Raw genomic sequence first — 12,651 nt, 5'->3', positions numbered from 1 at the left:
GTGGTGCTGTGGTGCTGTGGTGCTGTGGTGCTGTGGTGCTGTGGTGCTGTGGTGCTGTGGTGCTGTGGTGCTGTGCAAGTTTTCTCAAAAGGCTCTTTTAGTCAAGTAACCTCTCTTCATTTTTGTTCGCCAAAGTCCCTCCCGATTCGAATATTCTAGGCGCTAAGCCATAGGGCCATCAAACCATAGGTCCGCAGCTCTTTACCGCTTCTCACCTACAAAAAAACCCCAAAAAGGGGCTTTTAGGGGCACAAAAATGTTTCTTTGGCAATATTTTGTTACCCGCAGCAAGGTTTCTATACAGAAAAAGGGTACTTGATCGGGTCGTGATGCTGGTAACCCACTACCTCGAAGTCGTCCATGGTCACCCAGGTTTCCAGATCTTCCAGCGATTTGATATCCGGGTTGATCTTCAGCTGCGGCGACGGGAACGGCTCGCGTTTTAGCTGAACATCACGCATCAGCTCAAGCTGATCTTCGTAGATGTGGGCATTAACGATCTTGTGGTACGCCATTCCTGGTTTGTGGCCGGTGATCTGGGCCACCAGTGCCAGCAGGGCGAAAACCTGGATCTGGTTGAAGTTCAACCCCAGCGGCACATCACAAGAGCGCTGGTAGCTGGTCAGGTGAAGAGTATCACCAACCAGCGAGAAAGTGTGGGTATGCATGCACGGACGCAGACAGCCCATATCAAACTCGCCCGGGTTATAGAAGGTCAGGATCTCGCCGCGGTCATCAATGCCTTTGCTCAGGTTGTCGATGATTTTGCGCAACTGGTCGATAGTGCTGCCATCAGGCTTTTGCCAGCTACGGCCCTGTACGCCGTAGACGCGGCCCATATCGTCCTCACCCTTGCGGTGCGGGTTTGCCAGCCAAGCGGCATTGTCGTTGGCGTTCATATCCCAGGTTTTGGTACCCAGAGCACGGAAGTCCGCCGCATTGTCGTAGCCGCGGATATAACCCAGCATCTCGGCAATCGCCGCTTTCCAGAAACTCTTGCGGGTCGTGATCAGCGGAAACTGGTTGTTGGCAACATCATAGTTCAAGTCGGCGTTGATCACTGTCAGGCATCGCTTGCCTGTACGCTCGTTCTCAACCCATACTCCTTCGTCCACAATGCGCTGGCAAAGCGCGAGATACTGTTTCATGGTTCCGCTGGCCTTAGTTCTAAATTCAAGTGCGGCTAATTCTACACGAAACCACGAATTATTCAGGGAGATATTATCTCCAGACACAAAAAAGGCAGCCCCGAGGCTGCCCTGTAATCATTTGCTTGGTATTAGGCCACCTTACCTTTCGGCTGGCACTTATAGGCCCACAGCATCATCAAGGCGCCACCAATGACCATTGGCAGCGATAGGATTTGCCCCATGCTGATCCAGCCGCCGAACAAGCCAAGGTGCGCATCCGGTTCGCGGAAGTACTCGACGATAAAGCGGAAGCTACCGTAACCAAACAGAAACAGGCCCGAGGCCGCTCCGGCAGGGCGAGGCTTACGGATGAAGACATTGAGGATGATCATCAGCACCAGGCCTTCAAGGAAGAACTCGTACAACTGAGATGGGTGGCGCGGTAGCGGGCCACCGGTCGGAAAGACCATTCCCCATGGCGAGTCGGTCACCCTGCCCCATAACTCACCATTGATGAAGTTGCCCAAACGGCCAACGCCAAGACCGAAAGGCACCAACGGTGCAATAAAGTCTGCGACGTTAAAAAAGGTCCGGTTGTTCTTGTAGGCATACCAGAACATCGCCGCAATCACCCCCAGCAGGCCGCCATGGAATGACATACCGCCGGTCCATACCTTGAACAGGTACAGCGGGTTGTCCAAGAACAGCGGGAAGTTGTAGAACAGCACGTAGCCAATACGGCCACCCAGTACCACGCCGAGGAAACCGGCAAACAACAGATCGCCAACCTGTTCGCGAGTCCAGCCACTGCCCGGCTTGTCAGCCCGGCGGTTGGCCAACCACATGGCAAATACAAACCCCAACAAATACATCATGCCATACCAGCGGATGGCTAACGGCCCGATCTCAATCAACACCGGATCAATATTCGGAAACGTTAAATAACCTTGGCTCATCAATCTTATCTCTATACTTCACAGGCAGTATGCCTATGATGACTACCCCATAAACATTTTGATACTGACAAACAGTAAAAAAACAGCAAAAATTTTCTTTAGTACCGGTGTTGGCAAATAGCTCACCCACGCAGCGCCGAACCGCGTTGTCTGCATCGACACCAGTACAATGCCGAGCAGTGCAGGCAAATAGACGTAACCCAAGCTCATCGGTGGCAAGCTTTGCTCTCCGACCCCGGCCAAGACAAACCCCGCCATTCCCGCAATCGCAATCAATGCACCGGAAAATGAAGCGCACCCAATGGCCCGGCGCATTTCCACCCCATGCCAATTAAGATACGGTACGGTTAGCGAACCGCCACCGATCCCGGCCAAACTGGACACCACGCCAATCGCCCCACCGGAGCAGAATGTCCCCAAACTACCGGGCAAATCGCGCTGGCCGCTGAAGCGCATCGACAGCAGCATTTGCGTAGCCAGCAATAATACAATAATGGCAAAGATTTTCGGCAGCATCGAGGAAGGCACCAACTCGGCGACAAAACTGCCGCCCAATCCCCCCATCACCACACCCGGCGCCAGGCTGCGGACAATGTTTAAATCCACATTGCCGAGCCGGAAGTGGTTGCGGGCCGAGGAACCCGATGTCAGCACAATACTGGCGAGGGACGTCCCGAGCGCAATATGCATCACCAAATTGGCTTCGATACCGGCCTGGGGCAGCAACCAGACCAACGCAGGTACCACCAGCAAACCACCGCCGATACCCAGCAAGCCTGCCAAAATCCCCACCACCGCGCCAAGCAACAGACAACAGCCAAACACCCACAGTTCGCTGCCATACATAGACAAAATGTCGGCCATACTACTCATACCAACAACAAAACAACAAGGCTACTTACCGGCACGGATAAAACCGCCCAAGCCATGACCATCGACAAATTCAATCGTATTGCGCCGTACTTCATCGGCATAAGTTGCCGACAGGGCGAAATCCGCCAGCTGCTGCATATCACTCACCGATACGTGGCGCAGCATGTATTTTATCTTCGCCACATTACGGGTATTCATACTCAGCGAACGGTAACCCATTCCTACCAGTAACAAGGCACCAATAGGATCACCGGCTAACTCCCCGCAGACACTGACCGGCAACTGCAGCTGCTGGCTGACATCAATAATATGCTTGAGTGCATGGATCACCGACGGATGCAGTGCATCATAGACACCGGCAACCCGCGAATTGTTACGGTCAACAGCCAACAAATATTGGGTTAAGTCATTGCTACCAACAGAAATGTAGTCCACCCGCCCTTTTAAGACCGGCAACTGGTAAAGAATCGAAGGGACTTCAATCATGATCCCGATCCGTGGCCGGCGCAGTACATGTCCCTGCTCGGCAGCCGTTTTCGCCACCTCGGTGTAGGCCCGCTCGATAAGGGCTAACGATTCGTCCAGCTCGGCAATCCCGGAAATCATCGGTAGCAGGATATCCATGTTGTCATGGCCGATACTGGCCTTGAGCATCGCCCGCACCTGGATCAGAAAGATTTCCGGGTGATCGAGGGTAAAGCGGATCCCACGCCAACCGAGGAAGGGGTTGTCTTCTTCGATGGCCAGATACGGCAAGGGTTTATCCCCGCCGATGTCCAAGGTACGCATCACCACCGGCTTGCCACAATAAGTCTCGAGGATAGACTGGTATTGCTGAGTCTGTTCCTCTTCTGACGGGAAGCTGCGCTGCAGCAGGAACGGCACTTCGGTACGGTACAGCCCTACCCCATCAACACCACGGTTAACCGCAATACTGGTATCGGCGCTGAGCCCAGCATTGAGGAAAATATTGATCCGCTCGTTATCCAGCGTCGCCGCCGGTTTATCCAGCCCGGTTTCGACAACCGCGGCCAGCTCTTGTTCTTCCTTCTGCAGGCGAAGATATTCAGCCAGCACGTGGCGGTTAGGGTTGACCAGTAGATCGCCGCGGTAGCCATCGACAATGACCTGACAGTTGTGAATTTTCTCCGGCACAAAATCAACCCCCATCACCGCAGGGATCCCGAGGGCGCGGGAGAGTATCGCCGCATGGGAGTTCGCAGCACCTTCCTGAGATACCACGGCAGCCAGTTTGTCGCGAGGGACACTGGCCAACATGGCAGCAGTCAGCTCACGGGTCAACAACACCACCGGTTCATCCCAGGCATGCTCGATAACTTCTTCATTGGCCAAAAAGAACAACAGCCGCTGGCCAAGCTCACGGATATCCTGTGCCCGCTCCTTGAGGTAGGCATCTTCCATATTGGCAAAGCGGGCAGAATAGGTTTCGACCACTTGGCGAATAGCCCATTCGGCCAAATCACCGCCGGCGATCTTATGGAACAGATCCTTGCGCAGCATGGGATCATTGAGCAGGTGGCTGAACAAATCGAAAATCGCCAACGTTTCCTTGTGCAGCTCACTGTCAAAGCGCTTGCGCAAGCGGCGGAATTCAGCACTCGCCAGCTCAATGGCGATACTCAAACGCTCTTGCTCTTCCTCACGATCCAAACAGGAGGCTGGCGCCACCTGCTCTAAACGCGGCTGGTTGTCATCCCACCACGCACGAGCAACCGCGACCCCGGTTGACGCCGCCGAGCCGACGAGATGCAAACCGTTGTGCTGATCCGGCCACATCCCCTGTGCCTTGGAATGGGCCAGCAACACCGCCAGCTGTGCGGCCAAGGTAACCATGAACGACTCTTCGCTTTCATCGAACTCACGCTGTTCACGCTGCTGGATCACCAACACACCCAGCACCTGGCGCTGGTGTATGATCGGTGTACCAAAAAAGGAACTGAATGACTCTTCCCCGATGCCGGGAAGGTGCTTGAAGTGAGGGTGATGCCTGGCATCGGCGACATTAATCGGTTCGGCCCTGTCGGCAACCAGCCCCACCAAACCCTGACCGAAAGGCAGGCCGACATGACGGTGAGGTTTTTTCAACCCCTTGGTTGCCATCAAGGTAAAGCGCTGGCGCTGCTGATCGGCAATATACACCGAGCAACACTCGGTTTTCATTGCCTTGCAGGTATTGATCACCAGTTGTTCCAGGGCATCAAGCAGACTCGGGGCCGTCGCCACCTTTTCAACAATTTCTCTTAGTTGCGTCAGCATAATCCGCCCCGCTCCCTACCAACTGGCCTAGCCGCGTTTGCCCCGGCGCTTTTTTCGTTCTTTGCGCTCTTTAAAAGGCATGGCTATGGCAGCAAATTCTTTTAATGCTCTGCGATAGACATCTCGCTTGAAAGACACAACCTGCCGCACCGGATACCAATAGCTGACCCACCGCCAACCATCGAATTCAGGCGTGCTGCCACGCTGCATGTTCACCTTTGACTCATCGCACTCTAGACTGAGCAGAAACCATTTCTGCTTTTGCCCGATACAAACTGGCTTAGAATCCCAGCGCACCAGTCGCTTGGGTAACTTGTAGCGAAGCCAATGGCGGCTTGACGCCACAATTCGTACATCCTTCTTAGTTAGCCCTACTTCCTCGTAAAGTTCCCGGTACATGGCCTGCTCAGGGGTTTCCCCCTCGTCAATGCCACCTTGCGGAAACTGCCAGGAATGTTGTCCATATCGTCGAGCCCAGAATACTTGGCCATGGCTATTACAGATCACAATACCCACATTTGGGCGGTACCCATCGCCATCAATCACTGGACGACCTCAATTAAATCTCTATTAATAGTGATTTTTTCACAGACAATCCAATGGGTAAACAAACATTGTTATTTATCCTTCTATTTTCCTAGCCAAGCCTCATAATCTGGATAACTTTTAGCTCCTGGCTACTTTATAAACACCACAATGAGACCCAGCCCACATTTATACACGATTTCTGTGGATAGAATTGTGAAGAAGCGGTCAATCCAGTGAGTTACTGTTCTAACCTTGCTATAGACCCAGTCACAAAACCTCACCAACAACAAATAAAAAAACCTTAATAATCAAAGCTTAACTTGACCATCATGAATATTTAGCTTCAATTGTGACAAGATCATTTCTGCCACACCCCTAGATCGGTCAAAGATCAACCACCTATCATTTTATCCACATCAAAAAGCATCAACCAGTTAAAAAACCATCACACAACTGGTTAAATTAGCAACCAACCCCTGTATAAAAACCCATATTCAACCAAATAAAGTTTTTTTACCATCACGCCTGTGGATAACCAGATAATAGGATCCTTGATTACAGCTATGGTAGGATCGCCTGCCACAAAGAAGGTAGACCACATGCAACCGACGCCAAAGACAGAACAGGAACTATTGACGCGAGCCAATGCACTGGCCGGAATGACCCTCGGTGAGCTAGCACACGTGGCCAATATCGCTGTCCCGCCGGATCTGCGTCGGGATAAAGGCTGGGTAGGGCAACTGCTGGAATGGCACCTCGGGGCCACGGCTGGCAGCAAACCTGTGCCTGACTTTGCCGAGCTTGGCATTGAACTCAAGACGATCCCCGTGGGTTATCATGGCAAGCCCCTTGAAACCACTTTTGTCTGCGTTGCACCGCTGATCGGCCTGCAAGGATTACGTTGGGAGAACAGCCATATCCGCCACAAGCTTGCCCGCGTGCTGTGGGTCCCGGTGGAAGGAGAGCGAGATATCCCCTTGGCGGATCGCCATGTCGGATCGCCGCTTTTATGGAGCCCATCACCAGAGGAAGAACAGCAACTTCGGCAGGACTGGGAAGAGTTGATGGATATGATAGTGCTAGGCCAGGTTGAACAAATCACTGCGCGTCATGGCGAAGTATTGCAGCTACGCCCGAAAGCAGCCAACAGCAAAGCACTGACGGAAGCCTATGGGGCCAATGGCCAACCGATCAAAACCCTGCCGCGTGGCTTTTACCTCAAAACCCATTTCACTGCCGGCCTGCTGGAAAAGTATTTTATCCTGTAATCCTGTTGGCATCCTAGAGTGCGATTGTCATGTCTTCCCGGCAGTTACTCACCTGGCCATCAGGCGAGAATTCGTCATAGGGATCAATGACCCTGAGCGTCACACTGGTGATCCCCAGTGGGCGCAATAGCTCCCCCGCCTGCTCAATCGACTGGAACTTGACCATCTCGCCGCCATCGGTCTTGAGCGGTTCAAGGTGATGTTTGTACTCAACCTCGATCAAGTAATCGGAACACCCTGCGTAGCTTGTCAGAATACACGCGGGGATGGCCCCGTTGCCGGCTTTTGTCCAGTGCTTCAACTGTGACAGCTTCATTATTTCGCCTCTCCCCAACATTGCCCAATAACACAGCCCTATAACACAGCCCTATAAAGCTTAACTATTGGTCACAATCCCCGTCCCAGCAAGATCAGGATAGAGACTCGGCAGGGTGTTGTGGGACTTCTCACACTATTGAACTCGCGCTATAGTCGAAACAAGAACATCTGCTGAGTCCAAGGAGGGCTAATGAAATACCACAAGATCCCACACTCGAACCTTGAGGTCAGCAAGATCTGCCTCGGCACCATGACCTTCGGTGAACAGAACAACGAGCAAGAGGCACATAGCCAACTTGATTTGGCCTTTGAACGCGGGATCAACTTTATCGATACCGCAGAGATGTATCCCGTTCCCCCCAATGCCAACAGCCAGGGATTAACCGAAACCTATATCGGCAACTGGCTGAAAAAGAGCGGCCACAGAGACAAGGTGGTCTTAGCAACTAAAGTGGCTGGGCCGCGTAACACCCCTTATATCCGGCCAGAGATGTCCCTAGACCGACGCAATATACACGATGCGGTAGAAGCCAGTCTCAACCGACTGCAAACCGACTATATCGATCTGTACCAAATTCATTGGCCACAGCGGGAAACCAACTGCTTCGGCCAACTCAACTACCAATACCAGGAAGATCATTCCGGGATCACCCTGACCGACTCACTCGCCGCTCTTGATGAATTGGTCCGGGCTGGGAAGATCCGGTATATCGGGCTGTCCAATGAAACTCCTTGGGGCGTGATGTCATTCCTGCGCTTGGCAGAAAAACACAATTTGCCTCGCGTGGTCACCATCCAGAATCCGTATAACCTGCTCAACCGTAGCTTTGAAGTTGGGCTATCGGAAATCAGCCACCATGAAGGCGTCGAACTGCTAGCCTATTCGCCGCTCGCATTTGGTACCCTCAGTGGCAAGTACCTCAACGGTGCCCGTCCCACAGGGGCACGCTGCACCTTATTCGAACGCTTCTCACGCTATTTCAAGCCACAGGGCATTGCTGCCACCGAGGCCTATGTCGACGTTGCGCACAAGCATGGTTTGGATCCGGCCCAAATGGCACTGGCCTTTGTCAACCAGCGTCCCTTCGTTGCCAGTAATATCATCGGCGCCACGACCCTTGAACAGCTCAATGCCAACATCGACAGCTTGGAGGTCGAGTTGACCGAAGACGTACTGCAAGAACTCCAAGAAGTCGGCATTCAATACTCCAACCCTTGTCCATAGCTCAGCAATTGTTATCAACAGCAACCTGAAGACAAAAAAAAGCCCCCGTAATACGGGGGCCGAAAAACATTAGCTCAACCAACTTAGGTAGACACCTTTGTTGATGCCCGGCTACTTTACCTAACCCTTTCCATGGGCTCTAGGCCACATTCGTCGCAAAGCGTTGGTAAATGTTACAAGCCGTGACGGCTTACACCAGTTGCTAACAGTTGGTCATATTTCCTTCCCCCCGCAAGCGATTCACGGGGGGAAGCGTTACGTGACAAGTCTAGATTTGTACTCCCGTCTCAAATGACGCACCTTACGACCGGCCGATGTGGCCAATAGATCTTGAGAGATACGGTGTTCTTTATCTATACCCATATCTTTGAGCAAGTGCTCTGAAAGATGATATGGCAAGTTGATTTGAATACGACGGTGCTCTCGCCGCCATAGGGCGTCCTCACGTTTAACATCCAGTTGAACAAGAAAGACTGCAAGGCGTAAATAGACTGAGTGGCGCATAATCGTGCTCTCCATTTAATTTAAAGTTAATTAGAGGGACACAGATCCTGCCGATCAGGCTGACAACATAAGCAAAACTTAACTAGCCGCGACAGAAATCCGCGGCCCATTTACACAGCGGATTGCCGTTAATGATTTGGTTTGGCGCAGGTATCACCGAACGAACAGGTGTGCGACATAAAGATACTACTTTGCATATCAGTTCCTCCGGTAATAAGTTATGAAGATGTGAAATATGGGTTTATTGTAACAAGCCGTGAATATAAAACAACCACTTAGATTGAATTGCGAATATAAAAACAACAATATTCTGCATTCATCCCCCAACAGGAACGAATAGGTGAATAAATCCCCTCTATCAAAAAAGATTGCAGAGCATGGCTCCGGATCAGCTTTGGCGAAAATGCTTGGGCGGCGGTACAAGATCATGTTTATTCAGTAGTCGGTACATGGTTGCCCTTGACACCCCGAGCTCCCGTGCTGCCGCGGAAATCTGGCCTTTGTTGTTCTCAAGCACAGCTAGGATCGCTCCCCGCTCGGAGTCCGCACGAATTTTTTTCAGGCTCTGTTTGTCATCCATGACCCTTGGCAGATCGAGATGATCCGCCTCGAGCACCTTGTCATCGGCTAACAAGATAGCCCGCTTGATATGACCAATCATCTCCCTGACATTACCGGGCCAGGAATAACTGACCAACAACTGGGCTGCTTCCGACGAGAGTTGCTTCACGGGGCTGTTATACTGGCGGGCGAATTTCAGCATAAAAAACTCAGCCAGCAATACGATATCCTCGCCCCGCTCGCGCAGTGCCGGCACCATGACGCCAAGGGCATTGAGACGGAAGTATAGCTCCTCACACAACAAGCCAGATTCCATCAGCTCTTCTTGGCTATAGCGGGAAGAGGCGATCAATCGAATATCTGCCGAGACCTTGCGGCCCGTTTCGGTGGTAAAGGCCTCATCTTCCAGCAGGCGAACCAATTCTTGCTGGCGGGGGAGATCAAGCTGGGTGATTTCATCTAGAAACAGTACGCCACCATCTGCCGCTTCCAGGCAACACTGCTCTGCCTTGCCTGTATTGATCTCAACCATCCAGCTCTCAGGCAGGGATTCACAATTCACGCTGACAAACGCCCCCTTGCCTCTTGTGGAGGCTTGATGGATCGCCTGGGCAACCAGCTCTTTGCCGGTTCCTATCTCGCCCTGGACCAAGACAGGGACATCAGCCATGGCAATGCGCTTGACGTGATGGCGCAACTTCTTCATTGCTGCCTGCTCCCCCTGCAGGCCGGATTGACCAAACACGCCAAGTTGCGGCCACACCCGGTGCTCTAGCTGCAACATACCCAGCTGGTGCCCAATAGTCCCGAGCAGTTGGGACTCGGGCACAGGGTCGGTGAAGTAATCAATGCAGAAATTCACAATGAACTGGCAGATAGAATCATGAGCTAGCTGTCGCTCCTGTACCAGTGCCAGCCAGCGAACCTGTTTATTGCGGTTGACCAGCCCGGCAACCCCTTGCAAACTGAAGTCATCACGGGTGAGATCGACCACGCCAATACAGGGACCGATTTCCAACATCAATGATTCTGCCGCACGGAGATCGTAGCAGCGATGGCAAGCCCAGCCCGCTTTTTCCAACACGCTTATCCAGGTCGGCGTCCCTCCGCCCAAAATCACCAATGTCCCCAAGACTGAACTGTTTCCCTGTGTTCTTTTCATCCGCAATCCCTTCCCGGCCAGAGCAAGCCTTCTTGCTAGTTGGGCGATTTCTCACTGGGACAATAACCACACTGAAGGCGATACGCCACCAACTAACAACCATGATTTGACTAATGCGCAATTAATTTAATATTAAAATTGTAGTCAAGTCTGGCGGAGGGAAGAAATTTTGGACGCAAATAAAAAAAGCGCCCTGAGGCGCTTTCATATTTCATCCCTTTGAGACCTAGCTTTAGCTAACGGTCACCTGCTCAGGTTGAGAGTCGGTTGCAACTTCTGCTGTACCAATTTCGTTCTCAGATTTGGCGACAATGGTGTTTACCGCAGTGTCACCAACAACGTTAGAGCTGGTACAGAACATATCATTGATACGGTCAACCGCGGCAATGATAGCCAAACCTTCTGGCGGTAGGCCTAGTTGGTGAAGAAGTACGCCGACCATCACCACGCCGCCGCCCGGTACGCCACCGGCACCGATAGATAGCAGCAGGATAGTCAGGCCCAGGGTAAAGATATCAGCGCTGTTGATTGGCTGGCCGAAGGCATTGGCCACGAACAGGGTTGCCAGTGCGATATAGATAGAGACCCCAGACATATTCATGGTCGCCCCCAGAGGCACACCAAAGCCAGCCACAGACTTGGATACACCAATCTTGTCAGTCAGGGTACGCATGGTTACCGGAATGGTTGCGTTCGAGCTTGCTGTTGATAGCGAGAACAGTATTTGCTCACGGGTATGGCGCAGGAACGCACTCGGCTTGATACCGGTTGTCAGGCCAACCATCATTGGGTAGAAGAAGAAAATCCAGAATACCAGCATCGACACAACCAATGCCACGTAACCGGCAACCGACATCAGGGTATTGGCATCCAGCGTCGCGCCCAGTTGGATCATCAGGGCAAACACACCGAACGGTGCCAGGCTCATCACCAAACCAACCAGTTTCATCATCACTTCGTTGGCCATTTTGAAGGTCTTGATCGCAGGGCCGCCACGGGTATCCAGCGCCTGGATCGCCAAGCCTGTCAGGATAGCCATGAAAATGATCTGCAGCATATCGCCATTGGCGAAAGCCTGTACCGGGTTGCTCGGTACGATGTTAACAATCAGCGAGAATATATCCGGCGTCTCGGTGGTGGTCAGCTGCACCGCTTCAGTCACGGTTCCAGCCAGGTTGGCACCTGCGCCCGGCTGGAAAATCATGCCGATTGTCAGTGCCGCCGTAATTGCGATGATGGTGTTGATAATGTAGAGAGCAAAAGTTTTACCACCAAGGCGACCAAACGCGGTGATGTCTTTCAGCTCGACAATGCCGCAAACAATCGACACATACACCAAAGGAACAACCAATAGTTTGATCAGTGAGACAAACATGCCGCCAGCACCTTCCGCCAGGCCGAGCACATAGGTATCCATCAAGGTCACGCCGTTAAACAGGTATTGAATTGCCGTACCGAGGATCAGGCCGGCAAACAAGCCTGTAAATATCTTTCCTGATAGCGATTTCTTCATCGTCCATCTCCAGTCTGTTGTGCTTGTAAAAACTATGTTTACTTCCTATTCCCGCTGTTTTTCGCGAGATTGGGCGTCATTTTACACAGCCAAAACAAACTTAAAAGAATATATTTTACAATTTAGCTACAACTGAAACACAATATTAATCATCGGCATGAAATAAAAAACACAAAACAAAACACTAAAACCCAGGCAAAACGGCAACTTATTCACATCACGAATAGCAGAAAATGTGGTGGGTTATTGCTCTGTATACAAAATTATCAATTACGTAAAACGTGTGCTTGGTCACACCCAAAAATTCACTATATGAATATTTTTCCACCAGCTTTC

11 protein-coding genes are annotated in these 12,651 nt (G+C 51.9%); 2 read left to right on the top strand and 9 right to left on the bottom strand.

All coding sequences use genetic code 11. The features are described 5' to 3' along the window. Nucleotides 1-296: 296 nt before the first annotated feature. The 5 genes from R2X38_RS22100 to rppH form a co-directional block, all read right to left on the bottom strand. Nucleotides 297-1,148 (bottom strand): thymidylate synthase, encoded by an 852-nt coding sequence (locus R2X38_RS22100; RefSeq protein ID WP_317524517.1) that lies wholly within the window; start codon nucleotides 1,146-1,148, stop codon nucleotides 297-299. A 131-nt stretch (nucleotides 1,149-1,279) separates the two neighbouring features. After that, a complete protein-coding gene (gene lgt / locus R2X38_RS22095) occupies nucleotides 1,280-2,086 on the bottom strand; it encodes a prolipoprotein diacylglyceryl transferase (RefSeq protein WP_317524516.1) in 807 nt (268 codons plus the stop codon). Nucleotides 2,087-2,128: 42 nt separating this feature from the next. Then, nucleotides 2,129-2,932, bottom strand: coding sequence for a sulfite exporter TauE/SafE family protein (locus R2X38_RS22090; protein WP_317524518.1), 804 nt, complete (start codon nucleotides 2,930-2,932; stop codon nucleotides 2,129-2,131). 48 nt (nucleotides 2,933-2,980) lie between these two features. Continuing rightward, the gene (gene ptsP / locus R2X38_RS22085; protein WP_317524515.1) at nucleotides 2,981-5,236 is read right to left on the bottom strand and encodes a phosphoenolpyruvate--protein phosphotransferase; all 2,256 of its coding nucleotides are present in this window, start codon (nucleotides 5,234-5,236) and stop codon (nucleotides 2,981-2,983) included. Between the two features lie 27 nt (nucleotides 5,237-5,263). Beyond that, the gene (rppH, locus tag R2X38_RS22080; RefSeq protein ID WP_039465987.1) at nucleotides 5,264-5,782 is read right to left on the bottom strand and encodes an RNA pyrophosphohydrolase; all 519 of its coding nucleotides are present in this window, start codon (nucleotides 5,780-5,782) and stop codon (nucleotides 5,264-5,266) included. A gap of 581 nt (nucleotides 5,783-6,363) precedes the next feature. On the opposite strand from rppH, the gene mutH reads away from it, so the two are divergent. Continuing rightward, entirely contained in the window at nucleotides 6,364-7,032 is a 669-nt protein-coding gene (gene mutH, locus R2X38_RS22075; RefSeq protein WP_317524514.1) for a DNA mismatch repair endonuclease MutH, read from the top strand. A gap of 13 nt (nucleotides 7,033-7,045) precedes the next feature. Here the strand turns inward: mutH and R2X38_RS22070 are convergent, their stop codons facing one another. Beyond that, nucleotides 7,046-7,348 carry a DUF6482 family protein gene (locus R2X38_RS22070; protein WP_317524513.1) on the bottom strand — a complete coding sequence of 101 codons (303 nt, stop codon included), beginning with the start codon at nucleotides 7,346-7,348 and terminating at the stop codon, nucleotides 7,046-7,048. Nucleotides 7,349-7,540: 192 nt separating this feature from the next. Here R2X38_RS22070 and R2X38_RS22065 point away from each other — a divergent pair, with 192 nt between their 5' ends. Next, complete coding sequence (locus R2X38_RS22065; protein WP_317524512.1) at nucleotides 7,541-8,575, top strand: NADP(H)-dependent aldo-keto reductase; 1,035 nt, start codon at nucleotides 7,541-7,543, stop codon at nucleotides 8,573-8,575. Nucleotides 8,576-8,830: 255 nt separating this feature from the next. Here R2X38_RS22065 and R2X38_RS22060 read toward each other — a convergent pair whose 3' ends face one another. The 3 genes from R2X38_RS22060 to R2X38_RS22050 form a co-directional block, all read right to left on the bottom strand. Next, nucleotides 8,831-9,079 (bottom strand): hypothetical protein, encoded by a 249-nt coding sequence (locus tag R2X38_RS22060; RefSeq protein WP_317524511.1) that lies wholly within the window; start codon nucleotides 9,077-9,079, stop codon nucleotides 8,831-8,833. Between the two features lie 388 nt (nucleotides 9,080-9,467). Then, the gene (locus tag R2X38_RS22055; protein ID WP_317524510.1) at nucleotides 9,468-10,802 is read right to left on the bottom strand and encodes a sigma-54-dependent transcriptional regulator; all 1,335 of its coding nucleotides are present in this window, start codon (nucleotides 10,800-10,802) and stop codon (nucleotides 9,468-9,470) included. Nucleotides 10,803-11,034: 232 nt separating this feature from the next. Next, the gene (locus tag R2X38_RS22050; RefSeq protein WP_317524509.1) at nucleotides 11,035-12,315 is read right to left on the bottom strand and encodes a dicarboxylate/amino acid:cation symporter; all 1,281 of its coding nucleotides are present in this window, start codon (nucleotides 12,313-12,315) and stop codon (nucleotides 11,035-11,037) included. Nucleotides 12,316-12,651 lie beyond the last annotated feature (336 nt).

Source organism: Photobacterium rosenbergii, from assembly GCF_033022775.1.
Classification (GTDB): Bacteria; Pseudomonadota; Gammaproteobacteria; order Enterobacterales; family Vibrionaceae; genus Photobacterium; species Photobacterium rosenbergii_A.
Note: the sequence above shows the minus strand (reverse complement) of the source record. Positions and strands in the feature narration are given on the sequence as shown.